27 protein-coding genes are annotated in these 25,078 nt (G+C 48.1%); 8 read left to right on the forward strand and 19 right to left on the reverse strand.

What is annotated here, in order from left to right; translation table 11 throughout:
• Window positions 1-3 precede the first annotated feature (3 nt).
• Window positions 4-2,856, reverse strand: coding sequence for a 2-oxoglutarate dehydrogenase E1 component (locus KNO96_RS05280; protein ID WP_214702572.1), 2,853 nt, complete (start codon window positions 2,854-2,856; stop codon window positions 4-6).
• A gap of 335 nt (window positions 2,857-3,191) precedes the next feature.
• On the opposite strand from KNO96_RS05280, the gene KNO96_RS05285 reads away from it, so the two are divergent.
• The 3 genes from KNO96_RS05285 to KNO96_RS05295 all read left to right on the forward strand — a co-directional run bounded on the left by KNO96_RS05285 (window position 3,192) and on the right by KNO96_RS05295 (window position 5,209).
• The gene (locus KNO96_RS05285; RefSeq protein WP_026826598.1) at window positions 3,192-4,124 is read left to right on the forward strand and encodes an ABC transporter ATP-binding protein; all 933 of its coding nucleotides are present in this window, start codon (window positions 3,192-3,194) and stop codon (window positions 4,122-4,124) included.
• Window positions 4,102-4,839: an ABC transporter permease gene (locus tag KNO96_RS05290; RefSeq protein WP_214702574.1), complete on the forward strand. Its 738-nt coding sequence runs from the start codon at window positions 4,102-4,104 to the stop codon at window positions 4,837-4,839. The genes KNO96_RS05285 and KNO96_RS05290 overlap by 23 nt, the downstream gene beginning before the upstream one ends.
• 175 nt (window positions 4,840-5,014) lie before the next feature.
• Window positions 5,015-5,209 carry a hypothetical protein gene (locus tag KNO96_RS05295; protein ID WP_026826600.1) on the forward strand — a complete coding sequence of 65 codons (195 nt, stop codon included), beginning with the start codon at window positions 5,015-5,017 and terminating at the stop codon, window positions 5,207-5,209.
• Window positions 5,210-5,252: 43 nt separating this feature from the next.
• Here the strand turns inward: KNO96_RS05295 and KNO96_RS05300 are convergent, their stop codons facing one another.
• Together KNO96_RS05300 and KNO96_RS05305 are read right to left on the reverse strand one after the other, a co-directional pair.
• Window positions 5,253-6,032 (reverse strand): sulfite exporter TauE/SafE family protein, encoded by a 780-nt coding sequence (locus tag KNO96_RS05300; RefSeq protein WP_026826601.1) that lies wholly within the window; start codon window positions 6,030-6,032, stop codon window positions 5,253-5,255.
• A 33-nt stretch (window positions 6,033-6,065) separates the two neighbouring features.
• Window positions 6,066-6,440 (reverse strand): rhodanese-like domain-containing protein, encoded by a 375-nt coding sequence (locus KNO96_RS05305; protein ID WP_026826602.1) that lies wholly within the window; start codon window positions 6,438-6,440, stop codon window positions 6,066-6,068.
• Window positions 6,441-6,555: 115 nt separating this feature from the next.
• On the opposite strand from KNO96_RS05305, the gene KNO96_RS05310 reads away from it, so the two are divergent.
• From KNO96_RS05310 to KNO96_RS05320, 3 genes are all read left to right on the forward strand, one after another.
• Window positions 6,556-6,852, forward strand: a complete 297-nt coding sequence (locus KNO96_RS05310; protein WP_214700558.1) for a rhodanese-like domain-containing protein — start codon at window positions 6,556-6,558, stop codon at window positions 6,850-6,852.
• Between the two features lie 32 nt (window positions 6,853-6,884).
• Entirely contained in the window at window positions 6,885-8,285 is a 1,401-nt protein-coding gene (locus KNO96_RS05315; protein ID WP_214702576.1) for an MBL fold metallo-hydrolase, read from the forward strand.
• A 66-nt stretch (window positions 8,286-8,351) separates the two neighbouring features.
• Window positions 8,352-9,470 carry a TlpA family protein disulfide reductase gene (locus tag KNO96_RS05320; RefSeq protein WP_214702584.1) on the forward strand — a complete coding sequence of 373 codons (1,119 nt, stop codon included), beginning with the start codon at window positions 8,352-8,354 and terminating at the stop codon, window positions 9,468-9,470.
• A 44-nt stretch (window positions 9,471-9,514) separates the two neighbouring features.
• Here the strand turns inward: KNO96_RS05320 and nfsA are convergent, their stop codons facing one another.
• Complete coding sequence (gene nfsA, locus KNO96_RS05325) at window positions 9,515-10,264, reverse strand: oxygen-insensitive NADPH nitroreductase (RefSeq protein WP_214702592.1); 750 nt, start codon at window positions 10,262-10,264, stop codon at window positions 9,515-9,517.
• Between the two features lie 172 nt (window positions 10,265-10,436).
• On the opposite strand from nfsA, the gene KNO96_RS05330 reads away from it, so the two are divergent.
• A complete protein-coding gene (locus KNO96_RS05330; RefSeq protein ID WP_214702599.1) occupies window positions 10,437-11,318 on the forward strand; it encodes a DNA/RNA non-specific endonuclease in 882 nt (293 codons plus the stop codon).
• An 83-nt stretch (window positions 11,319-11,401) separates the two neighbouring features.
• Here the strand turns inward: KNO96_RS05330 and KNO96_RS05335 are convergent, their stop codons facing one another.
• From KNO96_RS05335 to KNO96_RS05395, 13 genes are all read right to left on the reverse strand, one after another.
• Window positions 11,402-12,871: a catalase gene (locus KNO96_RS05335; RefSeq protein WP_214702607.1), complete on the reverse strand. Its 1,470-nt coding sequence runs from the start codon at window positions 12,869-12,871 to the stop codon at window positions 11,402-11,404.
• Window positions 12,872-12,955: 84 nt separating this feature from the next.
• On the reverse strand, window positions 12,956-13,552 hold the full coding sequence (locus KNO96_RS05340) for a DUF2238 domain-containing protein (protein WP_214702609.1): 597 nt from the start codon (window positions 13,550-13,552) through the stop codon (window positions 12,956-12,958).
• 338 nt (window positions 13,553-13,890) lie between these two features.
• Window positions 13,891-14,616 (reverse strand): class I SAM-dependent DNA methyltransferase, encoded by a 726-nt coding sequence (locus KNO96_RS05345; RefSeq protein WP_026826610.1) that lies wholly within the window; start codon window positions 14,614-14,616, stop codon window positions 13,891-13,893.
• Window positions 14,616-14,963: a ribosome silencing factor gene (gene rsfS / locus KNO96_RS05350; RefSeq protein WP_026826611.1), complete on the reverse strand. Its 348-nt coding sequence runs from the start codon at window positions 14,961-14,963 to the stop codon at window positions 14,616-14,618. The genes KNO96_RS05345 and rsfS overlap by 1 nt, the downstream gene beginning before the upstream one ends.
• Before the next feature lie 10 nt (window positions 14,964-14,973).
• Window positions 14,974-15,531 (reverse strand): bis(5'-nucleosyl)-tetraphosphatase (symmetrical) YqeK, encoded by a 558-nt coding sequence (yqeK, locus tag KNO96_RS05355; RefSeq protein ID WP_026826612.1) that lies wholly within the window; start codon window positions 15,529-15,531, stop codon window positions 14,974-14,976.
• Window positions 15,521-16,090: a nicotinate-nucleotide adenylyltransferase gene (locus KNO96_RS05360; protein ID WP_026826613.1), complete on the reverse strand. Its 570-nt coding sequence runs from the start codon at window positions 16,088-16,090 to the stop codon at window positions 15,521-15,523. Before KNO96_RS05360 ends, yqeK begins: the two co-directional genes overlap by 11 nt.
• Window positions 16,087-16,383, reverse strand: coding sequence for a ribosome assembly RNA-binding protein YhbY (gene yhbY, locus KNO96_RS05365; RefSeq protein WP_026826614.1), 297 nt, complete (start codon window positions 16,381-16,383; stop codon window positions 16,087-16,089). The genes KNO96_RS05360 and yhbY overlap by 4 nt, the downstream gene beginning before the upstream one ends.
• Before the next feature lie 6 nt (window positions 16,384-16,389).
• On the reverse strand, window positions 16,390-17,175 hold the full coding sequence (aroE, locus tag KNO96_RS05370; RefSeq protein ID WP_214700546.1) for a shikimate dehydrogenase: 786 nt from the start codon (window positions 17,173-17,175) through the stop codon (window positions 16,390-16,392).
• A complete protein-coding gene (yqeH, locus tag KNO96_RS05375; protein ID WP_026826616.1) occupies window positions 17,172-18,284 on the reverse strand; it encodes a ribosome biogenesis GTPase YqeH in 1,113 nt (370 codons plus the stop codon). The genes aroE and yqeH overlap by 4 nt, the downstream gene beginning before the upstream one ends.
• Window positions 18,285-18,417: 133 nt before the next feature.
• The gene (locus tag KNO96_RS05380; protein WP_026826617.1) at window positions 18,418-19,044 is read right to left on the reverse strand and encodes a YqeG family HAD IIIA-type phosphatase; all 627 of its coding nucleotides are present in this window, start codon (window positions 19,042-19,044) and stop codon (window positions 18,418-18,420) included.
• A gap of 125 nt (window positions 19,045-19,169) precedes the next feature.
• On the reverse strand, window positions 19,170-19,949 hold the full coding sequence (locus KNO96_RS05385) for a phosphatidylserine decarboxylase (RefSeq protein WP_214702610.1): 780 nt from the start codon (window positions 19,947-19,949) through the stop codon (window positions 19,170-19,172).
• Window positions 19,946-20,368: a thioredoxin family protein gene (locus tag KNO96_RS05390; protein ID WP_214702612.1), complete on the reverse strand. Its 423-nt coding sequence runs from the start codon at window positions 20,366-20,368 to the stop codon at window positions 19,946-19,948. Before KNO96_RS05390 ends, KNO96_RS05385 begins: the two co-directional genes overlap by 4 nt.
• Window positions 20,369-20,443: 75 nt before the next feature.
• Window positions 20,444-20,638, reverse strand: coding sequence for a YjzD family protein (locus KNO96_RS05395; protein ID WP_026826620.1), 195 nt, complete (start codon window positions 20,636-20,638; stop codon window positions 20,444-20,446).
• Window positions 20,639-20,800: 162 nt separating this feature from the next.
• On the opposite strand from KNO96_RS05395, the gene KNO96_RS05400 reads away from it, so the two are divergent.
• Window positions 20,801-21,613, forward strand: coding sequence for a Cof-type HAD-IIB family hydrolase (locus tag KNO96_RS05400; protein ID WP_214702614.1), 813 nt, complete (start codon window positions 20,801-20,803; stop codon window positions 21,611-21,613).
• A 49-nt stretch (window positions 21,614-21,662) separates the two neighbouring features.
• Here the strand turns inward: KNO96_RS05400 and KNO96_RS05405 are convergent, their stop codons facing one another.
• Together KNO96_RS05405 and KNO96_RS05410 are read right to left on the reverse strand one after the other, a co-directional pair.
• Window positions 21,663-22,511, reverse strand: coding sequence for a YitT family protein (locus tag KNO96_RS05405; RefSeq protein WP_026826622.1), 849 nt, complete (start codon window positions 22,509-22,511; stop codon window positions 21,663-21,665).
• A 146-nt stretch (window positions 22,512-22,657) separates the two neighbouring features.
• A complete protein-coding gene (locus KNO96_RS05410) occupies window positions 22,658-24,955 on the reverse strand; it encodes a glycoside hydrolase family 65 protein (protein ID WP_214702616.1) in 2,298 nt (765 codons plus the stop codon).
• Window positions 24,956-25,078 lie beyond the last annotated feature (123 nt).

Here is a 25,078-nt window from a genome sequence, read left to right on the forward strand (position 1 = left end):
AACTTATTTACGATCTTTTTGATATGTGCTCGTGCCTGCACCGCTCGAGACGACGTCACGAGCGAGTGCTTCACGGATGATGCGTGCTTGTTCTTGTTTATGGGCTGTCGGATTTCCTTCAGCCGGGCTTGAACGACGGCGACGACCGATGTAACGGACGTCGAGGCGATTCGTTGTGACCGCTTCAAGGCGGGGCTCGATGTATGACCAAGCTCCCATATTTTTCGGTTCTTCCTGTACCCAGACGATTTCACGCGCGTTCGGATAGCGACTGATAACGTCACGAATCTCGCGTACCGGGAACGGATAAATTTCTTCGACACGGATGATATGGAGAAAGTCGAGTGATTCCTCTGACTTGCCGACTGCTTCTGCGAGATCGATTGCCATCTTTCCTGTGCAGAAGACGAGACGTTCCACCTGCTCGGTGCTCTCACCGAGACCTGGTTGTTCAATGATCGGTTTGAATCCCTCTTCCGTGAACGCCTCGACTGGTGATGTGGCGAGTGGATGACGGAGCAGGCTCTTCGGCGTCATGATAATCATCGGACGAATCTCTTCTTTTCCGAGCATCTCGGCTTGGCGACGTAAAATATGGAAGTACTGTGCCGCTGACGAAAGGTTTGCGACAGTCCAGTTTTTCTCCCCGGCTAGTGTCAAGTAACGCTCCATCCGAGCACTCGAGTGCTCCGGTCCTTGTCCTTCGTATCCGTGTGGTAAGAGCATGACGAGGCCTGATTTTTGACCCCATTTCGCACGTCCCGCTGAGATGAACTGATCAAACATGACTTGAGCCGAATTCGCAAAGTCACCGTATTGTGCTTCCCACAGTACGAGCGTGTCTTGTGCAAATACGTTATAGCCATATTCAAAACCGAGCACCGATCCTTCTGAAAGTGGGCTGTTATAGACCGAGAACGACGCTTTCGCTGTCGACAATTGATGGAGTGGCGAGAACTTCTTCCCTGATTCGACATCGTTCAACATGATGTTTCGTTGTGCAAACGTTCCACGTTCCGAATCTTGACCGCTCAAGCGTACGGGCGTACCATCTGAAAGAATCGAAGCGAAGGCGAGCGTTTCCGCGTGACCCCAGTCGATTTTTCCACCTTCGTTGAAGGCCTCGCGACGACGGTCGAGTACTTTTTGAAGCTTATGGAAGACACCAAACCCTTCTGGCCAGTCAAGCAACTCTTCGTTCAATTGAGTGAGCAGATCGTGCTCTACAGTCGTGTCGACTTTTGGGAATCCTTTATGGACAGCTTCCGGCAAGACGATGTCCGCGTCCACTTCTTCAGGAGGAACAAGGTCGCGGGCTGCTTTGAGCGCCTCTTCGATGTTTTGTTCAACTTGCGCTTTCTCTTCTTTCGTCATAACGCCTTCTGCTTCAAGCTGTGCAGCATAGACGTGACGGACAGATTGATGTCCCTTGATCGCTTTATAAAGAACAGGGTTCGTGTTCATCGGTTCGTCCATTTCGTTGTGACCGTAACGACGATATCCGATTAAATCGACTAAGATATCTTTATGGAATTTGGCACGATACTCACTGATCAACTTCGCGACGGCGACACACGCTTCCGGGTCATCCGCATTCACGTGTAAGACCGGGATTTCATATCCTTTGGCGATATCACTCGCGTAACGCGTCGAACGTGAATCGTTCGGGTCCGTCGTGAAACCGATTGTGTTGTTGGCGATGACATGAACCGTCCCACCTGTACGGTAACCCGTCAAGTTCGTCATGTTGAGCGTCTCAGCGACAATTCCTTGTCCTGGGAAGGCCGCATCTCCATGAATCAAAATCGAAGCCGCCAAATCATCGTGCTGAACAGCCGATCCTTTTTCGGACCGATTATCTTGCGCGGCACGTGTGTAGCCTTCAACAACGGAGCCGACAAATTCAAGGTGACTCGGGTTGTTCGCTAAGTTGAGTCGAACTTCTTTTTGTTGTTCAACCACTTTACGGTCAAGACCGAGGTGATACTTCACGTCGCCCGTCCAACCAAAGTTGATGCCAATCGACCCTTCAGACGGAATCAATTCTTTGTTCGGTGCGTGCTGGAACTCCGCGAAAATCATCTCATACGGTTTACCGAGTACGTGGGCAAGTACATTCAAACGTCCACGGTGGGCCATTCCGATATTGATATGTTCAGAACCGCTCGAGATGAGTCCTCCAACCATGGCATCGAGTAATGGCACCATCGCATCCAATCCTTCGATGGAGAAGCGTTTTTGTCCGACATATGTTTTATGAAGGAATGACTCAAACAGTTCTGTCTCAGCAAGACGTGTGAATAATTCTACTTTTTCTTCTTTTGAGAATTTTTGCATCAACGCGCCTTGTTCGACTTGGCGGCGAATCCACTTCTTCTCTTCCATATCGTCTAAGTGACGAAGTTCGATGGCGACCGTCCCTGTGTAGACGTCAAGTAAGTGACGGAATAACTCGAGAGCACTCGCATCTGGTTTCGGTGCATCGTCTGATAAAAGGCGTGCTGGAATTTGCAACAAATCTTCTTCTGTCAAATCGTAACGTGACAGTTCGAACAATTCCTGCTCTCGTGGATGATCTTTCAGTGGATAAATATCGGCCGCTTTGTGACCGAAAGCACGGATATCATTGACAAGGCGTGTCGCAGAGACGACCTTCTCCAAATCAAACGATGGACCCGAGACCGATGCTTCTGCCGGTGATGCTACTGGCGCCCCATTCTCATCGAAGTAACGACGAGTCTCCTCATCGACCGTTGATGGGTCTTCCAAATATTGCTCGTACAGTTCAATGATGTAGCCTAAGTTAGGACCATAAAATGCTTGCGATTTCTCGTGGACATTCGACGACTCTCCCATTGAATAAATCCCCCTTATCCATTCCTAAACGTTCTATCTGTGAACGCTTTCATTTTAACATGTAGCCCGAAGCCGTTCACTTATCTCTTACCTAGTGAACAAAACAAAATCTTGCCTCTTACGCTCAACTTCATACTACACCTTTCATGGCGGAAAGACCCTTACAAATTCACAATTCGTCCATACTATTTCAATAAGTTTTGCTTATCGATAAATTGTGTCACAAGCATTTGTTTCAAAAATTTCAAAAAAAGATGAAACCTTATTTCAAACAAGCCCGTAGAAGGGGATGTAGGAAGCACAATAACACATTTAAAAGAAAGCTAGGTGACAACATGTTATCCGTACAGAATGTTCACAAGAAAATGGGAAAAGCGACGGTTTTGACGAATGTCAGTTTTGATGTCGTTCCAGGTGAGATTTTTGGTTTTCTCGGCCCAAACGGCGCGGGGAAGACAACAACGATACGTATTATCACAGGTCTCATGCCGGCCACTCACGGGACCGTAACCGTCGACGGATATGACGTCGCGAACAGTCGCCAAGAGGCGCTGAGCCGAATCGGTGCCATCGTCGAGAATCCAGCGTTTTACCCGTACATGACAGGACGAGAAAACTTGATTCATGCCATGAACTTGATCCCGAATTTGAAAAAAGTCGACTTGAACGCGCTCGGCGCACTCGTCGGTCTCGACGGAAAACTCGAGATGAAAGTGAAACAGTACTCGCTCGGGATGAAGCAACGTCTCGGGATTGCCCGTGCTTTGTTGCATAATCCAAAAGTTCTCATTTTAGATGAGCCGACGAACGGTCTCGACCCAGCTGGAATCGCCGACCTTCGGAATTACTTACGCCACCTCGCTGACCATCGCGGGATCGCCATCCTCATCTCAAGTCATTTGTTGAGTGAGATGGAATTGATTACGGACCGCTTCGCCATTATTGACCAAGGGCAAATCAAATCGGTAGAAGATGGACAAACGAAAGCCGAGAGTGTCATCCTTTGTAAAGTTGCCAAAGAACAAATGAACGATGCACTCGACGTCGCTGCACTCGCTTTTGATGACGTGAAAATCGTCCAGCAGTCTGCGGAGTCGTTCATCGTACCGCGACAGGAGACGGATATCCCAATCTTATTGAAACAATTAATCGAGCGAGACATCGCCGTCTATCAAATCGGTATGAAGCACGAGTCGCTCGAAGAACAATTCTTGAAATTGACGAAAAAAGAAGGAGGTACGAACAATGCGTTCATTACTCAGCAATGAATGGATGAAATGGCGTCATACGATTAAACCATATGTCGCCCTAGGTGTATACACGGCGATTATCCTCATCGTATACGCCGTATTGGCAAGCGGAGACGGTACACCGGAAGCGGCATCGTTCTTTGAATTTTCAACAATGGGCGCTATCGCCTTCCTGAGTATTTTTACAATCGTCTTCACGGCTGAGATGGTCGGGAACGAACTGAAGTTCGATACGCTGAAGCATCTCCTGATGAGTCCTTATTCTCGTGACCGTATCTTGTTATCTAAACTCGTCATGGCCGTCCTCGTCATGTTGTTACAATTCGTCTTCATCTTAGTCGTCGCGTTCGGGTTCTCCCTCACGCTAGACGGTTCTGTCACATGGGACGTCGTTCGTCCAATCCTCATCAGTGTGAGCGGACCAATCTTCATCATCTTCTTGACACTCATGTTCTCGGTCGTCTTCAAGTCGGTCGGTGTCGTCATCGGTTTCACGGTGCTCGCGAATTTCGCGTCTAGTATCATCGGTGGTCTTCTCGTCGCTTGGAAACCTGAGCTTGCGAAATGGGTCGTCTTCTTGCATACGGACCTCTCCATTTATGACGTGAATCCTGAATTCATGAAAGCAATGGATGCTACGATCGGCTTCTCAATCTTCTACGTCGCCCTTCATATCGTCGCATTTTACCTCATCACGGCGTTTATGTTCCGTAGCAAAACGTTCGCGGAATAAACAAATAATCTCTATTGATTCGACACGTTCGAATCGATAGAGATTTTTGTTGTCTGAATCTGCATGTGTGACGATTCTCTTTCCCTTTTGTCACATAAACTCAATATTCTGGAAGACGTCTCTAGCAAGCATACGATATGATGAAGGTAATAGGTTGAAAAAAGGATGTGACAATATGGCTCTCACGATCGGTTTAGCATTGCTCGTCTGTTTGATTGCGCTCATTTTCACCATCATGGTCGGGCTCGGGAAAGACCGTTCCACGTACAGCCAAAAGAAAAGCTTATCGATGGTTTCTTGGCTCTACATCATCTTGCTCCCCGTCTCGTTCATCGGACTCGGTCTGCTTTACTATTTCATTACGAAATAATCGAAAAAATCACGATGCCTACACGCTAGGCATCGTGATTTTTTTATGCGATCAAGTCGCTCCAAATTTTGATGGTGCTCGCTAAAATAAGTAGCGCCAAAATCCATTGAAGTGCTTTCGTATTCATGTTTTTGCCGACGTTTGCTCCGATTGGTGCAGCAATCAAACTCGCGATGATCATGATGATAGCCGGTTCCCAGACGATTTGGTCGGTAATGATTTTTCCGAATGTCGAACCGATTGACGAGATGAACGTGATGGCAAGTGAACTGGCAATCGCCATCTTTGTCGGGATGCGTAAGACGACGAGCATAATCGGCATGAGAATGAATGCACCCGCCGCCCCGACGATACCAGCCGCGATTCCTACGACGAACGCTGAACTTGCCGCAATCACTTTGTTGAACTGCACTTGGTCGAGTGGCATATCATCCACTTGCGGTTTCGGCAAGAACATCATAATCGTTGCAATCGTGGCGAGTACAGCGTAAACAACATTGATCATCGTCTCCGAAAGAATCGTCGATCCATACCCTCCAATAAAGCTACCAATCAATACTGCTACACCCATGTAGAGAATCAATTGCTTGTTTAAGTATCCACCTTTACGATAAGCGTAAATCCCACCGATAGTTGCAAAGAATACTTGAATCGCACTGATTCCTGAAACTTCGTGTGCGCTGAATGCAGCAAATCCTAAAAGTGGTGGAATGTACAACAACATCGGATATTTGATGATGGATCCTCCAATTCCGACCATTCCAGAAATAAATGATCCGATAAATCCTATTAAAAAAATTGTAATGATAAAACCGAACTCCATATAGACTCCTCCATTTAGTTTATTATTCTCTGATTATTCATTCGCTTCCCAAGAAATCATACCGCCTGAAACGTCATAAATTTCTGTATAGCCGGCGTCTTGTAACTGTGTGGCAGCTTGGGCACTTCGGTTACCACTCCGACAAATAACGTAAATCGGTTCGTCTTTCGGGTACGATAATTGGGCAGCATCTAATGAAGAAAGTGGTGCATTCACCGCTTCTGCAATATGCCCCCCCTCGTATTCAGACACTTCACGTACGTCAAGGAGTGTTATTTCCTCGTTTTCCAATTTGTTTTGTAGAGTTTTTGTATCAATCTTCACAATACCATCCTTTTCAGATGTGATTACAAAGATAAAAATACCCATTAAAGCCACAATTCCGACAAATAAGGAAATTTTCTTCATCTTTTCTCCTCCAATTCTTTTCACTTGCGCTCATTATACCTTAGGGGGTATATTAAAGCCAACGAAACATTCTCGTTGCCAAATCACTAGGAAATGAAAAGGAGATCAATGACTTATGAAGACGATTACGACTACTGAATTAGAAGCGTTACTTCAAGCAGACGATTCACTCAACTTAATCGATGTGCGCGAGACAGATGAATATGCTGGAGGTCACATCAAACAAGCGAAAAACGTACCACTTTCTGAATTCGGGGCAAAAGTCGATGAGCTCGATCGCTCTAAACCGATTCACGTTATTTGCGCAGCTGGCGGACGCAGCATGAATGCATCTGCTTATCTCGACTCACTCGGGTTCGATGTCACGAACGTCGATGGCGGGATGATGAGCTGGCAAGGCGAAGTCGAATAAACCATTACTTTAGGTCATAGGGGGAAATTCACATGTTATTACGTTATTTTTATGATGAAAAATTAGCACAAGCTTCATATATGGTCGGTTGTCAAATGACGGGAGAAGCGATTGTCATCGACCCGGCCCGCAACATCGAACCATACCTTCAGGAAGCTAAAAAAGAAGGCATGAACATTGTTGCAACGGCAGAGACTCACATCCATGCAGACTTTGTGTCCGGTTCACTCGAACTCGCGAAACGCACAGGATCAAAAGCATATCTATCTGATGAAGGAGATGCTTCATGGAAGTATGCGTTCGCGAAAGACATCGATTCACAACTCGTCAAAGACGGTGAGACGTTCAAAATCGGAAACGTGACACTCGAAGTCATGCACACACCTGGCCATACACCAGAGCATATCTCGTTCTTATTGTATGACCGCAATCAAACACAACCGATGGGAATCTTCACAGGGGACTTCGTCTTTGTCGGCGATATCGGTCGCCCTGACCTTCTCGAAGAAGCAGCAGGTGTAAAAGGAACGACGGCAATCGGCGCAGAACAAATGTTTGATTCGCTCAAAAAATTCGTAGCTCTACCAGACTTCGTTCAAGTATGGCCTGGACACGGCGCAGGTAGCGCTTGCGGGAAAGCGCTCGGTGCGGTTCCTACGTCAACGGTCGGTTACGAGAAAGCGACGAACTGGGCGCTACAGATGACGGACAAAGATGCCTTCATCAAAGAGTTGACAACCGATCAACCCGAACCACCGAACTACTTCGCGATGATGAAAAAAGTGAACAAGGAAGGCATCCAAATCACGACTGAAATTACTCGGCCTGAAGTCGTCGAATCGAATCGTCTCGATACACTCGTCGAAGAGACGCAAGTCGTCGACACGCGTAAAGGTGAGGACTTCGCGAACGGACACGTACCAGGGACGATTAACATCCCGTACAACAACAAGTTCGTCTCGTGGGCGGGGTGGCTCGTCAACTTCGACAAAGATATCACACTCATCGCAAGTGCTGAGGACATCGATCAAGTGCAAACGGACCTTCAATCGATTGGCCTTGACCGTCTTCGTTTCATCGTTCCAGTCGAAGAACTCGAAGCATCGCTCTTGACGGAAACGTATACGGACGTGACGGCAGAACAAGCGATTGAAGCTGCTGAAAAAGGAGACGTCTTCGTTCTCGACGTTCGAAACGCGACAGAATGGAACGCAAGCCATTACGAAAAGGCAGAGCGCATCTTGCTCGGAAAACTCGCACGTGACCATGAAGGTCTTCCGACAGACCAAACGATTGCGGTTCATTGTGCTTCAGGCGTCCGCTCACGCATGGCGGCAAGTGTCCTTCAATCGCTCGGCTACAAAAACATCCACAACATCCTTGGTGGCTACGGTGCGATGAAGACTGTCTTGAACGCTCAACAAATCAAGTAATGCTATACTGACTATGAATATGGCGCCCGCTTCGAGAGGGGTGCCTTTTGTTTAGGAGGGAAAGACGTGGTCGCTATCGGTCCACTCAACATTCGTTTAGATTTACTCATCTTCTTACTGAGTCTTGTTGTCCTTTATGGCATCTTCCGCTTCCTTGGGTTGACAAGTAAACAACGTGAAGCCGTCATCGGTACATGGTTCTATGGTTTTCTCGCTTGGAAAGGAAGTGCGATTGTCATCGGTCTCTTGACGACACGTGATATCTCAATCGCTCTCTATGCGACTGGAGGTATTTGGGCTCAACTGATTGCAAGCGGAATCGTACTTTGGCTCGTCTATCGACTCGATCGAGACCTTTTAGGATATTGGGTGCTAAGTGGGGTCCTCATCTGGCTCGGGATGACGCTCGCGGTTCCGATATACGGGACGATTTTGAACCTTTCCGACCAGCCGATTCATCTATGGAGCGCCGTCCTCATCCTTCTGCTACTCGTAACGACGTGGCGATGGATGCATGAGCCGACACGCGGGAACATCCTTTGGACCGTCCTTGGTGCATCTAGTATCTGGCTGTTTGAATCATACGCAGTCGGACAGATTCAATGGTGGATGATCGTCATCACCCTCGTCCTGTTTGGACTGACCGTCTTTCTCGCTCGCCCTTCAAGGAAAGCCGTACAATTCAGTATCGGTGTTCTTGTCGTGCTAGCGGTGGTAAATGCTACTCTACCGGAACGCGCGTCGCAAACCGTCACCACCGAGACGGCATCGACCGGTTTGAATATCGGGCAAATCCCACCTTCGTTCGAATTAAAACGAACCGACGGGAGCGCATTCGACTTAGAATCGTTACGCGGTAAGCTCGTCGTCGTCAACTTTTGGGCGTCTTGGTGCCCTCCGTGTCGCGCAGAGATGCCAGATATGGCCGCGTTCGCCAAAGAGCGTGAAGATGTGATCATCGTTGCTGTTAACACGACGACGAGCGAACGCGATCCAAGCAATGCCGTCTCGTTTGTCGAACCGTACGAAGACGCTTTTACCGTCGTCTATGACCGTGACGGCCAAGTCGGTGATGCGTACCGAATTCAAGCGATGCCGACGACGTATGTGCTTGATGAATCTGGAGTAATCATTGCGAAGCAATTCGGCGCCATCGATCATGACTGGCTCGATGCTCAATTATAGTGAACATGACAAAACCGCCGACAGAGACTTGTCGGCGGTTTATCTTATTGCTTCAAATAGCCTTGTGCTTTCAAGAAGTCTTTGACGTCAAGACGTGTCGATTTCGACAACATGCGCCCCATCTGTCCGGTCCACGTATCTTTACGCGGGTTAGAGCCCCGGACCATATAATAATCGTGGATCAACGCATCGTAATCAGAAAGTGACTGTTTGATCCGTTCTGGATTCGCCTCGTATTTGTTCTCATGGTAGACATGGTGGAACGGTAGACGTGGTTTTTGATCCTCGACTGTAGCCGGTACACCGACTGCCATCCCGAAGAGCGGAATGACCCGTTCTGGCAATTCGAGCACTTCTTTCACAGCAAACAGGTCGTTCCGAATTCCGCCGATATAACAGATCCCGAGTCCCATCGACTCCGCTGCCACCGCCGCATTTTGTGAGGCAAGCGCCGCGTCGATCACAGCGACAAGCAACTTCTCATCAGTCTCAAGCGTCGCAGAAACCTCAGCCTCTTGTAGCTCACCAATCATTTCATGACGATGCAAATCTGCACAAAAGACGAAGAAATGACCATTCTCGACCACATAGGACTGATCACCCGCTATCTCGGCAAGTCGTTTCTTTTTCGCTTCATCGGTCACCCCGATGATGGAGTAGGCCTGGATAAAGCTAGACGTTGATGCGCGTTGTGCGCTCTCGACGACTGTCTGAATTTGTTCATCTGTCAATTTCTCGTCCGTAAAATCGCGGACGGAACGGTGGTTCAATAATGTCTCAATCACTTCGTTCATACGTTCTTCCCCCTTTTTTTTCAATCTTGGCACAAGGTTTGTGAATCCACAAATAAGAGGAATCCGTTGGGCACATTTTGAATGGATGATGTCCGAATTTTGCTTTCTTATGCTATCATTAAAAGCTATATAGTAAATACAATCATGTAACTTCGAATAAGGAGCGATATATATGAAAAGAATGCCATTTTACATTCCATACCTTCTTGGTGCTCTATTCCTCTCTGGATGTACGGATGCCGATGTGAGCGTCTCGACGTCGACCGAAGAGAGTACGACACAAGAGGAACAGACAACCGAGACGCTTTCACCTGAACAGGAAGAAGATTTGTTCGAAGGCTATACGTTGATCGAGGTTGATGGCGGCGATCAATCCGGTAGTCGTGAAGCGAATGTCGTCGTCGATATCGGTTTTGGCGACCGTGAGTATTGGGCGTTCACGAACGAACATGGTCAATTGGTTCGCGTGATTGCCGATGAGATCACTCTTCAGGACGATGAGACCGAAGACGTCAATTCTTCAGGACGTTACTATTCAGACGAGGCAAAAGTTCCGGGTGTTGAAGACCCGAACCTCGATGAAGGCCATATCATCGCCGATTCGCTCGGCGGTGTTTCAAACGCCTATAACATCACACCACAAAACAGCGCACTCAACCGCTACGGTGATCAGGCGTTCATGGAAGATGTCATCCGAAAAGCTGGTGGGGCGAAAGACTTCGAGGCCATCATCACCTATCCGAACACGACAACACAGATTCCTTCCCGCTACCAATACACGTATACCGTACGAGGCAACACGGTCACCGATACGTATGGTAACGCGGACCCTGAAGAAGTAAACGAATCGCTGGATTTGACGGACGACTCACCGCCTGACGTGACGACGGAGCCGGTCGAGGAGCGAGAATTATCTGATATCGACCTTGACGGGAACGGGCAAGTGACAATCAAAGAAGCAAAGAATGCCGGATTTGAGATGCCGATCACGCGTGACCATTGGTTGTATCAATATATGGACGACCGAGACGGTGATGGGATGGTCGGTGAATAACAGCGTTTCACGAGACGTTTCTCTAATGGAGAGACGTCTTTTTGCATACAAAAAAACCGCGGTACATGACCGCGGCTAACTTGTTAGTTCGACATCTGATTCAAGAATGGTGCGAGATCAACGTTCAACTCGTTCGAGAGACGCTCTCCGAGCTCACGGTCCGCACGATAGAAGTTACAGATTAGGAGAAGAGTCGTCTTCTCATGACGAACTTCTTTGATGTGGGCGACGAGGTTACGGATGAGTGCGTCCTTCTCTTCTTGAGAATAACGGCGATACACTTCTCCGGCCTGGCCGAAGTCGTTCGTCTTCTCAATCTTCTGACGTCCCGTCACACCTGTGATTGGCTGTGGCGTCTCGATGTAATCCGCATTCGGCTTCGGTGCGTCTTCATAGCGGTTCGGCTCGTAGTTGACCGGGCTCGTCTGTTGCTTGAATGGCATCGCTCCGTCACGCTGGTTGTTTGCGACTTGAGCGAATGGGCAGTTGATTGGAAGCTGAAGATAGTTCGGTCCGATACGGTGACGTTGCGTGTCTGAGTACGAGAAGAGTCGTCCTTGAAGCATCTTGTCTTCTGATGGCTGAATCCCTGGGACGAGGACCCCCGGGTTGAAACCAACAGACTCGGTCTCGGCGAAGTAGTTGTCGACGTTTTTGTTGAGTGTCATCGTTCCGACCAATTGATACGGGATGACGTCCTCGAACCAATCTTTCGTCGCATCTAGCGGATCGAAGTCGAAGTTATCCATGTCCGCCGGGTCTAAAATTTGTACATATAAATCCCATTCCGGATAGTCCCCGTTTTCAATCGCGTTGAACAAGTCACGTGTCGCATGGTTGAAGTCTTCTGCTTGAATTTTCGCAGCTTCTTCCATCGATAAGTTTTGAATCCCTTGCTTCGGTACCCAGCGCAACTTTATGTACACCGTGTTTCCAAATTCATTCACCCATTTGAAAGAGTGGACGGATGACCCGCGCATATGACGATACGATGCCGGGATACCCTCATCACTGAACAAATGAAGAAGCATACTCGTCGATTCTGGTGTGAGTGACATGAAGTCGAAGAAGCGGTCCGGGTCTTGAAGGTTCGTTTGCGGGTCCGGTTTGAGTGAGTGAATCACGTCTGGGAATTTAATCGCATCACGGATAAAGAAGACCGGCAAGTTGTTTCCGACGAAGTCATAGTTTCCTTCTTCTGTGTAAAACTTGACAGAGAAACCACGCGGGTCACGAAGCGTTTCCGGTGAACCTAAGCCGTGGATGACGGTCGAGAAACGCGCAAAGATAGGCGTCTCTTGCCCCTCTTCTTGCAAGAATGCCGCTTTCGTATAGCGTTTCATACTATTTTTTACGGTGAAGACACCATGTGCTCCTGCCCCTCTCGCATGAACGACACGTTCTGGTACACGTTCACGGTCGAAATGCGCTAATTTCTCAATTAATTGATAGTCTTCGAGAAGCGTTGGGCCCCGACGACCCGCAGTGATGGAGTTGGCGTTATCCCCGATTGGTACGCCTTGATTAGTAGTTAGTTGACGATGTTGATCCATTTGATTGCCTCCCGTTATTTATAATCATTACAATATTGATATTAATAAAATATTATAATGATTACAAATAAAAAAGCTCGTGCATCACGAACTTTTTTTCATGCTTCGTTTTTTCTTGGCTTTTTCACGTTGATGAAGCGACACGACGAAGAAAGCAGCAAGCACTCCCCCGATTGATCCGGCAATGATGTCGACCATCGTATCATCGTTTCCGTTCCCCTGCATCGTCGTGTTCAAGAAGACATCGGATGTGAATTCATACATTTCCCAAAGCGCCGCCCCGGCCATTGAAAAGACGACGATATACACGAATAGAAACCGTTTCGGAATTTCCGTACGAAGATCGTCATCGAGCCGGGAGAAAAAGTCGAATCCTAAAAATGCGAGAAAGATGCCACTCAAGAGATGAAGGAATGTGTCCCACCAGCCGTTCCCATACAATCCGACGATGGACCCTAAATATTGTGACGCGAACAAGAATAAGATATACGCCACTTTCATCTTACCATCAAGTTCTGTTTTGAACGTCTTTTCAATGAAAAACGGGATGAGACCAGAGATGATCCCGGCTCCCGCCACACTCGCATCGAACCAGGATTTTTCAATGATCGCTGTCACGAGTATGACCGCCATGAACAAGACGAACCCAAACTCAAGGATACGCCCTTTCGTGAGCTTCATAATCTTTCGCCTTCTTTCGTCAATAATGTTCTCTATATGGTTTATTCCCAACTCACGATGGACTTCAACCTATACACACATTTGTTGATTCGCAAGCTGCTCATTTAACTGAATTTAGCGCGAATTCTCCCACCTCCAAGCGTCTCGGGGCACAGCCGAGCGTAGGTGGAAGATGGATCGGCGGGTCCAAAATTCTATTCTCCCTGTGATGGATATAACGAACAAAACTTCGTGATTCCGTCAGATTCCTATTTCCCTTCGGCGGGTATCGGATGAGGAAGACAATGGATGTGCGTGATACGAAAAAATCCCTGATTCTTGAAGAATCGGGGATTTACTTATTTCTGTGCAACGAAGAAAATACGTTCAGCATCAGTTCCTGGTGCATGTTCAGTGAAATCAGATGTAACTGATTTGACGTGGAACCCGGCACCAATCAACCATTGCATGTACTGCCCTGGTTCATATGTCCGTTGCTCATGCGTCTCCTCGACCCGTTCGTACGTCCCGTCTTCAAGCGCGACGAAGAACGTCAAATCATGAACGACCGAGAGCGGTGCTTCTCCCGGGTCGGCAAACCAAATATACGAGCAGTCTTCTCCGTTTGACGCGTACGTCTTTTGGTTGAAGAGCGTCTGCATCTTATTCGGGGCATGCACATCAAAGATGAACAGCCCATTTGGCTTGAGTTGGTTGTAGACGGATTCGAACGTATCGATTACATCCGCCTCATCCTGAAGATAGCAGAGCGAGTCGCAGAGAATCGTCACCGCATCGACCGGCTTCGGCAGTTCCAACTCGCGCATATCCTGTTCCCAAAGCGGCAACTCGATTTCTGCTTCAAGTGCCTTTTCTTGTGCGACTTCGAGCATCGACTCCGATAAGTCAATTCCCATGACATCGTAATGTTCAGCGAGGCGAATCGTGGCCGACCCGGTCCCGCATCCGACATCCGCGAGTGTCGCGCCATCTTGGACGTGACGACGCACGAAAGCGACCCACTCATCATACGGCGCGTCTTTCATCAACTCGTCGTATACATAGGCGAATCCTTCGTATGCCATTAGCCGACTTCCACTTCGACGTGCGGCGCGTCAGCCCACAATTTCTCTAGGTTGTAGTAATCACGGTCGTCACGATGGAAGATGTGAACGACGACGTTCTCGAGGTCAGCAAGGACCCAACGTGCCGTATCCATTCCTTCGAACTTGTGGAGCGGTAAGTCGTTTTCGCCAGCGATGTCTTTAATTTCACGCGCAATCGCTTCAACTTGTTTCTCCGAGTTTCCGTGACAGATGACGAAGTAGTCCGCAATCGGTGAAATGCCTTCCATGTCGAGTACGACGATTTCTTCGGCACGTTTATCGTCAGCCGCTTTTACAATCAATTCTAATTCTTCTCTTGCAGTCATAAAGACCCTCCTAAGGTGTATTCACAAAATCATTATACGTATCAATCGTCAGTGGAAAAATGCGCACTGACTTCTTTAATAAAAATTCAATCGTTTGACGCAGTGTCGCGACAACGGCCGCTTCGAGCGACTGCTCCGCTTCTGTCCGCAGGCGATCGACACCTGGATAGTTCCGATTCGGTTCGATGGCGTCGGCCACGAACAGGATTTGGTCGAGACGAGACATTCCGGGTTCTCCTGTTGTATGGTTCCGGATCGCAGAAAGTACATGCGGGTCCAAGTCATACTGTCGAGCCAGCAACACTGCTCCCACTGGCGCATGCAATAACTCGTCCCCGTATTGAAGGAGATTCGGATCAAGCCCCTCATCGATGACGACTTGGCGCATCTTTTCCGTGTCGAAGTATTTCGCATAATCATGAAGCATCGCAGCAAGACGCGCTTGTTCAATATTTTCGCCATATTGATTCGCTAAGCGCTCCGCTGTCTCGACCACGCCGAGCGTATGGATATAGCGTTTTTCTGGCAGCGTCTGTTTAATCAACTCGTGTGCTTCTTCAAACGTCATACAACTTATGCTCCTTCACATACGTCTCGACTAACGTCGGGACAAGATATTTGATGGACTTGCCTCGTTTCGCCCGTTCACGGATATCCGTCGACGAGATTTCAAGCTGTGGCATGTCAATCGTGCGTACGTCCGCCTTCTCTGGAATCAAATAGCGCGTGCCAGGGCGAGCGACCGCTCCGAACGCGACGAGACGGATGAGCGTTTCGTAGTCGTGCCACGATTCGAGCGAGACAAGCGAATCCGCTCCAATTAAAAAATAGAACGTATCGTCTGGATGTTGTTCAATCAACCGCTTCATCGTTTCCACCGTATAGGATGGCTCACTCCGTTCAAATTCAATCAGGTTCAACTTGAAGTCTGACTGATTTTGAATGGCACGACGGGTCATCTCGATTCGGTCGTCAGCCGAGCTGAACCCGACTTTGTGTGGTGGAATCGCAGCCGGCAAAAACCAGACTTCGTCGAGTACAAGCTGTTCGCGAGCTTGTTCGGCGATTAACAGATGACCGAGATGCGGCGGGTCGAACGTGCCCCCCATCAAACCAATCCGGCTCATGGGAGTTTGATTTGGCGATTTTCTTTCTCTGTCGCCTCTTTGTATAAGACGATGACTTTTCCAATGACTTGTACGACTTCAGCCTTTGTACCTTCTGACAATTCGCCAGCCACGTCTTTCGGCGTGTCCATGCAATTTTGAAGTACTTGGACTTTGATTAACTCACGTTTCTCAAGTGCGTCCGAGATATCTTTACACATCGCTTCACTTACACCATTTTTCCCGACTTGATAAATCGGTGAGAGATGGTGCGCTTCTGCACGTAAAAAACGTTTTTGTTTACCTGATAGCATAGTATATTATTCCTCCAATAATCTTTCGATTAACTTCTTTCCGATGGTTTCGTCCGGTTTCACGCCCGTCCATTTCTCGAACGAGAGCGCGCCTTGCCCAACGAACATACCCACACCTGTCACAACAACTGCCCCGCGATGTTCCGCTTCTCGAATCATCGGTGTGATGAGTGGACGATATATGATATCACAAACGACGGTGTTTTGTCGTAATCCTTCTAATGAAAGTGGTGTGGATTGATTGTCCATCCCGACCGATGTCGTTTGAATGACGACATCATATCGAGAAATGTCGACCTCATCGAACGTCGTGTACGCGACTCCGAACGTGTCGGCGAGCACTTTTGCCCGTTCGACTGTCCGATTGACAATCGTCACGTTGCGCGTCGGGAGAGCTTGTACGATCCCGCGGGCGGCGCCTCCTGCACCGACGATGAGAACACGTCCTGTAAAGTCTGTGAATGGCATCAGCGCTTGGACGAGACCGGCACCGTCCGTGTTCGTCCCGATGAGTTGCCCGTCTCGTTTATAAACCGTATTGACGGCACCTGCTAACTTTGCCGCATCATCGAGCTCGTCAAGATGACGAATGACCGCTTCCTTGTATGGAATCGTCACATTGAATCCGTCCCATCCCCCGTCTCGCATCGCTTCAATCAAGGTAGAAAGTTCGTCCGGTGCGGCGTCAATCGCCTCATAACGCCCGAAAAGCCCAGACGCCCTCAACCACTGCTCGTGCAGCTTTGGAGAGAGCGAATGAGCAATCGGGTGACCGATGACGGCCAGATTCATACGAGCGCCTCGCGGAGTGTGACAGCGACGCCTTTTGGAGCCCACGCTGCAATACGGCCGCCTTTACCGTGAATCGAGACCCATCCGAGACCGCTGAACACGATATCAGTCTTCACACCATCTCGTAAGCTGAATTCGTGACGGACGAGTGGTGGTAACATTTCAAGTGTCTTCTCGTTCGGTGGGTTGAGCATTTTCCCAATATGTTGGTCATAGAGCTCATCCGCGCGTTCGAGTTTCGTACGGTGTGCTTTCAACTCGTTCGACATATAGATGACGAACGACCGTTTATTGCCTTCCAAGTAATCCAAGCGTGCCAAACCGCCAAAGTAAAGCGTCTGTTGCGGGTTCAATTGGAACACGTGCGGCTTGATTTCTTTCTTCGGCGTGATCGTCTTCAAATCTTTTGCGTCGACATAGTGTGCCATTTGATGACGGTTGATGATCCCTGGTGTATCGTACAGGTTCGCATCATCATCGAGCGGGATGTCGATCAAGTCAAGCGTCGTACCCGGGAAATGACTGACGGTGATGATGGCTTCATCCTCTTCACCGAAACGTTTGATCACCTGGTTGATGAGTGTCGACTTTCCGACATTTGTACAACCGACGACGAAGACGTCTTTGCCTTTCCGGTAATATTCAATTTTCTCAGCAAGCTCATCGATACCGTGCCCTTTTTTCGCACTGATCAAATGAACGTCGATCGGGTTCAATCCGAGCTCTTTTGCCTCTGCCTTCATCCAGTTCGCCATCCGGTTCGGGTTGACCGACTTCGGTAACAAGTCGACCTTGTTCCCGACTAACAGTACGGGGTTCGAACCGACAGAACGTTGTAGACCCGGCAGCCAGCTGCCATTGAAGTCAAAAATATCGACAATTTTGATGACGAGCGCTTCTTTTGAACTGATGCCGTTCAAGATACGTAAGAAATCATCATCTGATAAATCCACGTCTTGAACTTGGTTGTAGTGCTTCAATTTGAAGCAACGTTGGCAAATGACAATCTCACGGTCAAGTGCCGATTTTGGTGCATAGCCGACTCCGTTCGGGTCTTCCGTTTGAATGGCTACGCCGCACCCAGCGCAATATCGTTTAGTTTCTTCCATAGTTGTACTTACTGCCGTTTAGGTTTCCCCTTCTTCATTCACCGTAGCACCTCGCTGCTACTCCTGAAGCGTTAATTCCGACGCCTTGGTCGCCGTACATCGGCAGCCTCCTTCTTTCTGTGCGTTCGAGGTCTTATTCATCTTTTTTATGTGAATCTTCGGAACGTGGATGCATCGCTTCACCGATTTTTTCAGCGACAGCAACTTTTGCACGCTGTGCATCAACGGCAAGCTCTTCCACTTTTTTCGTGATCAATACGTACTTCCCACGACGCTTCATGTGCGCGAAGACCACCTTCTCAAGCATCCGGTTGAATTTCGTGACGAGCCCGTCTGTTTTGACGACCGGTTGCACATGGATGACATGAATGCCCGCCATATTGGCACCGAGCACGTCTGTAAACAGCTGATCTCCTAAGAAAATAGCTTCTTTCGGCGAATAACCATATTTCGAGAGCGCTTCTTTAAACCCAGATGGCAAAGGCTTTCTAGCACGAGCGACATAATGAAGGCCGAGCGGCTCCGTAAACGTTCGCACACGATTCTCATTATTATTTGATACGACAATCACATCGAAACCGTATGATTTTACTTTTTCAAGCCACATCAATAAAAGCTCTGGCGCATGCGGGACATCCCACGCGACGAGTGTATTATCAAGGTCCGTCAAAATGACACGTACCCCACGGTCTTTCAATTCTTGTAAGTCGATGTCAAACACAGTCGCGACGAACTGTTTCGGATAAAGTCGATTAAACACGTAAAATTCCTCCAATTAGCTAAACGATTCAACTACTTATACAAGTATTGATATCCCTTCTATGGTAAACGAAAACCGACCAAACGACTAGTCTATCGTTCGGTCGGAAGAAAATTATTGTAAAATTAGTTGGTTTTGAATGTCCCGATGACTTCACCGAGTCGAACCGGACCCATTTTTTCACGTTCTAATTGAACGGCATCTTTCTCAAAACAGAGGACGACGGTCGAACCGAATGAGAAGTATCCGACTTCTTGCCCTTTTTCGGCTTGGTCCCCCTCGAGCGTCCATTCAATCGTGTTCACGTTAAGGGCACCCACCATAATATGTTCATACGCTCCGACCGGGCTGTCAAAGCGTGTCACACGACGGTAGTTGCGCGAGAGCGGTCGCACCGTCTCGGTCAATCCGATCTCATTAACCGGTGCCGAACGGTCACCGAGCTCGTAATGGCTGAGCACGCGGCCGGCAAGTGGTGTGTGGACACGGTGATAATCGCTCGGGCTGAGATAGAGGACGACGACCGTTCCGCCAGCGTAACGGCGCGCTTCTTGTTGTGAACCGAGAAGTTCCGCAAGCGTATACGATTGTCCTTTCACTTCAAAGCGGCTATCTTCCGAAATTAACTCAATGACCGATAACTTCCCGTCACAAGGTGATACGAGTGTGTCGGTCGATTCATCAATCGTCCGTGCGTCAGGCTTCAAATGACGCGTGAAGAACGCATGCAGTGAAGGATAAGCTTGTAGCGGTTGCTCTGCTTCCTCTACCGCAATGTGATACACTTTTGCGAACGACGGAATCAAATGACGACTCACTCCTGATTCTGCGAAGCGTTTAAGGCGTGAGGCAATCCAGGGAGAGGCGTTTAGTTCAAATAACGTTTGATAAAAACGACGTTTCATTCCTCTTTGGCCTCCTCATTTTTAAAGAATGTCTCGTATTGTTGTTCCGAGACCGCACCTTCAATGCGACCGATTTCTTTTCCATCCTCAAAACGGATGATTGTCGGTGTCCCATTGATGCCATATGTTTCCCAAACATTGTGGTCTGACAAGTTGATTGAAACCGCATCGTATTCTTCGATGAGAGGTTCGACATAAGGCTTCACTTGCTCACAATATTCACAGCCAGTTTGCCAAAAGTAAGCGACGACCTCTCCCTCTTTATCTAACTGTTGCTGCAATTCATCTGCCGTGACGGCATTGGCACCTTCTTCTTCATTAGCACCGTTCAAAAAGAACAATAAAGCGATTCCGATGACGATAATCGCTCCGATGATGGCGAACGTCATGAAATTCGCACGTTTTTCAGGATTTTTCATATGTTAGGCCCTCCTCTAATAATGATGAAAGAAAAAAGACTGACTCATACACGAGTCAGTTTGATTGTAGACGGCTTACTTCTCTTGTGCAACGTCGCTAATTCCCATGTCTTGGTTTAAGACATCGAGAATTGCAACGAAGAATGTGATGGCCACGCCAAATCCTGTCGCGAGCATCGCGTTGTACTCTACACCATCAACAGCAGAAATGATAAATACCGCTGTATTTGAGAGCACAATCGCCCAGATCAATGTCACTAAATAACGCATTGAACGTCCCCTCCATCTCACAGATGATTCGTAAAAATTCATACGACATTAGTATAGCATTGTTCGTATAGAATATGCGACTTCGATTGTATATTCTTTCCGTCCAATCAAAAAATGTGATACGGTCGTAGAAACATCATTGTGAAGAAAAGAGGATGACTAATGTCACGTTATTTAATCGCAGTTGATTTAGATGGTACGTTGTTAAGAGATGATAAAACAATTAGTGAACGAAATCTCCGTGCCTTACAGGCGGCGCGTGAAGCTGGACATGAAGTGATGATTGCGACAGGGCGACCGAAGCGTCACTCACTCATGTACTATGAACAACTCAGACTAACGACACCGCTCGTCAACTTCAATGGCGCGCTCGTGCACCACCCGAAAGATGCGAATTATGCGGTCACACACCGACCAATCCCGCTCAAGACCGCGCACGACATCATTGAGGAAGTAGCGGATACGAAAGCACATAACATCGTCGTCGAAGTGACCGACCACGTTTATTTCCAAAAGGATCCGCAAGAGTTTTATAGCCCGTACGCAGAACGTGCGCTCAGTGTCACATCCGGCAACCTGTTGACCCATCTACAAGATGAACCGACGTCACTCCTGATTCACGCGACTAAAGATCACGTCGCGCACGTCCGTTCACAACTCGATGATATTCATGCAGAAGCGGTACTGAATCGGCAATGGCGCATGCCAGAGCATATGATTGAAGTGATGAGTAAAAACACGTCGAAAGCACTCGGACTAAAGGAAGTCTCGAAGCATTTAAATATCGACCGAAAGCACATCATCGCATTCGGTGACGAGGAGAACGACCTTGAAATGCTCGACTATGTCGGCACAGGTGTTGCAATGGGAAATGCCATCGACCAACTGAAAAATGTGGCCAACGAAGTGACCGCTTCGAATATGGATGACGGAATCGCCCTCTTCCTAGAAGAAAAACTCGGCATCAAGGCATAATGAAAGCACCGACTGCAAAGTCGGTGCTTTTTATGATTCATATACTTTTTTAGCGACGGAACGTCCCTTCGACGTCCTCAGTCGGCAAGATATTGATCCAAACAGTTGGGTCGGCATCTTTACAAATACGTGTGATTTCACGAACCTCATGTCGCTGCGCGACCATCATGAGCGTTGCTTTCTCGACTTTCGAATACGTGCCGATTGCCGGCATGAGCGTGATACCACGGAACACGTGTTGATGTAGTTCCTTTGTCACCTCATCCGGATGATTCGTCACGATAAACAGCGTCTGACGCTGTGTGTTCGTATAAATCTCATCGATGACTTTTGATGTCACGTACAAGAACACGATTGTATAGAGTGCCGTCGGCCATCCGAACAATGCCCCTGCAGCGAGCGCGATCATCATGTTCATTAAGAAGAGATAAACCCCGACCGAGTTGTTTGTAAATTTCGCCAAAATCAAAGCGACGATATCAAAGCCCCCTGTTGAGGCACCATATCGAATCGTAATTCCCGATCCAATTGCCAAGAGCACACCGCCGAATACGGCGTTTAGTAACGGGTCGTCCGAGAGAAGCTGCGATTGCGGAAGCATACGGATGAACAACGTGACCGAGGCAACACTGACGAGCGTATGGATCATCATGTTCCGGCCGAGCATAAAATAACTGACGACGAGTAGTGGTGCATTCAGAATAAAGAACCAGAGCCCTTCCCCTAGTTCAAACGGTGTGCCCGCTAACAATGTCGTCAAGATTTGGGCTAGACCTGTAAATCCCGTCGAATAGACGCCAGCTGGAATTAAAAATAATGTCATGGATAAGGCAACGAACAATCCTCCGATAATCGAGACAACCCCGATTCGTGTATGTTCTTTAACGGCTTCCGTCAAGCTTCAACTCCCCTTTCTCAAAATAGCTAAGAATCAAGATAACATAGATTATTCATACTGCATACAGCAAATATGCATGAATTCTCATAAGTTTGATACACAAAAACAAGCCGACCTCAGTCGACTTGTTCATATAAAGCAATTGATCACGCTTTCACTGTTTCAATTGAAATTGAATCATCAGAAGGTACCGTTATCTCATTCCCGTACACATGAATCGTTACATCTGACCCTCCCGTTTGTTTGATCGTCACTTGTTCACGTGATGAAGTGACCGTCAAATGATGACCACGCCAGAGCATGTTGAACGAGTAGCCGTTCCAACCTTTTGGAATCATCGGACTGAACGAGAGATTATCTTCTTTGATGCGCATTCCTGCAAATCCATGAACGATTGACATCCATGAGCCGACCATCGATGTGATGTGTAAGCCATCTTCTGTGTCGTTGTTGTAGTTATCGAGGTCAAGACGTGCCGAACGTTGATACAATTCGACCGCTTTATCTTCATATCCGACTTCTGCCGCAATGATCGAATAGACACATGGCGACAAGCTCGACTCGTGAACCGTACGTGGCTCATAGAAATCAAAGTTCGCTCGTTTCTGCTCGACTGTGAAACGGTCACCGAACGTGTAGAGTCCTTGGAGAACGTCCGCCTGTTTGATGAAGTTCGAACGGAGGATTCTGTCCCACGACCAGTTTTGGTTGAGTGGAAGATGCTTCGGATCGAGGTCTTTCACTAAGATCTGTTCTTTATCCATGAAGCCGTCCTGTTGCATGAACACGTCTGGAACGAGGTCGTCTTTCGGGTAGTACATTTTTGCCTGAATGTCCGCCCACTTCGCGAGTTCCGCGTCCGTGATGCCGAGTGTCGATACGAGCTCATCGAGGCGTGCAGGCTCTGCTTCTTTCAAATAGTTGTACACTTCTTGCGTGTATTCGAGTGTCCACGCGGCAATCAGGTTCGTGTACCAGTTGTTGTTGACGTTGTTATCGTATTCGTTCGGACCTGTGACGCCTAGAATCATATATACGTCTTTGTGCGGCACAAAGTTGACACGGCTAGCCCAGTAACGCGAGATCTCGACCAATACTTCCAGTCCGTATTGTCCAAGGTACGATTTATCGCCTGTGAAGTTCGTATAGTTGAAGATGGCGTGGGCAATCGCACCGTTTCGGTGAATCTCTTCGTGTGTAATTTCCCACTCATTGTGGCACTCTTCCCCGTTCATCGTGACCATCGGATAAAGGGCACCTTCCATGCCGACATTCTTCACAGAATTCTCTTTCGCCTGTGGTAATTGGTTATGACGATATTTGAGCAAGTTCCACGAGACTTCCGGTTTTGTAGTCGCCAAATAGAAGTGGAGGCAGTATGCTTCTGTATCCCAATATGTCGCACCACCATATTTCTCACCCGTGAAACCTTTTGGACCGATGTTAAGGCGTGAATCTTCACCTGTATACGTTTGATACATGTTGAAGATATTGTACCGGATGCCCTGTTGCGCTTCGATGTCTCCATCGATGCGGACATCTGCATCTTCCCAACGCGCAAGCCATGCTTCTGTCTGATCAGCGAGAAGCGTCTCAAAACCTTTTTCAAACGCTGCTTCGACACGTGTCATCCCTGCAGATTGCAACTCGTCAATCGTATGGTCACGGTTCGTCACGACAGATACGTATTTATATGCAGTCGCCGTTTCGCCAGCTTCCGTATGCACGGTGAATTTGTTCGCCACGAACAAGTCTGTCGCTTCAAGCACTTCACAACGCGCACCTTCCACGTCTGCAATCATTGATGCCGTGACATGCCAATCGAGTTTTTTCGTCTTCGTCGTCACGAAGCCAAAGCGCTCTTCGACACCACTTTCGACCGGAAGCCAGAACTTCTCGTCGTAGTTTGAGTCTTCGTTGACGACATCACCGTCTAAATATGGGGTGAACTCGATTTTAGCTTTATAGTTGACTGGTGTAATGTTATAGCGGATTGCCAATATTTCTTTGTCGACGATTGAGAAGAAACGGACGACTTCGACTTTCGTCTCTTCTGTCCCGTTCATCAACGTGAACGTCCGTGTCAAAACACCACGCTGCATATCGAGCTCGCGTGTAAAGTCTTTTACTTCCCATTTTGCCAAGTCGACTGGTGTTTCATTAATCGCGACGCGTAGACCGATGACGTTTGTCGCGTTCAACACTTTGGCAAAGTACTCAGGATATCCGTTCTTCCACCAACCGACACGTGTTTTGTCCGGGTAATAGACACCCGCCACGTAGAATCCTTGGTGCGTATCATTCGAGTAATCCTCTTCAAAGTTTCCCCGCATCCCCATATGCCCGTTTCCGAGCGATGTGATCGATTCAGCAAGGCGGTTTTCTTTCGGATGAAGACCTTCTTCTGTTACTTTCCATTCATCGACTGCAAACAATCGTTTCATCTGTCTGCCACTCCTTTTTCTCTACAAGGCTACCTTCGACAGACAACTAGTTCGTGCAACCGTTTGTCTATGAAAGCGCTGTATTTAATCTCACCTTTCATTTTACACAACTGAACTCAGAAT

The organism is Exiguobacterium sp. s89, assembly GCF_018617735.1.
Lineage (GTDB): Bacteria > Bacillota > Bacilli > Exiguobacteriales > Exiguobacteriaceae > Exiguobacterium > Exiguobacterium marinum.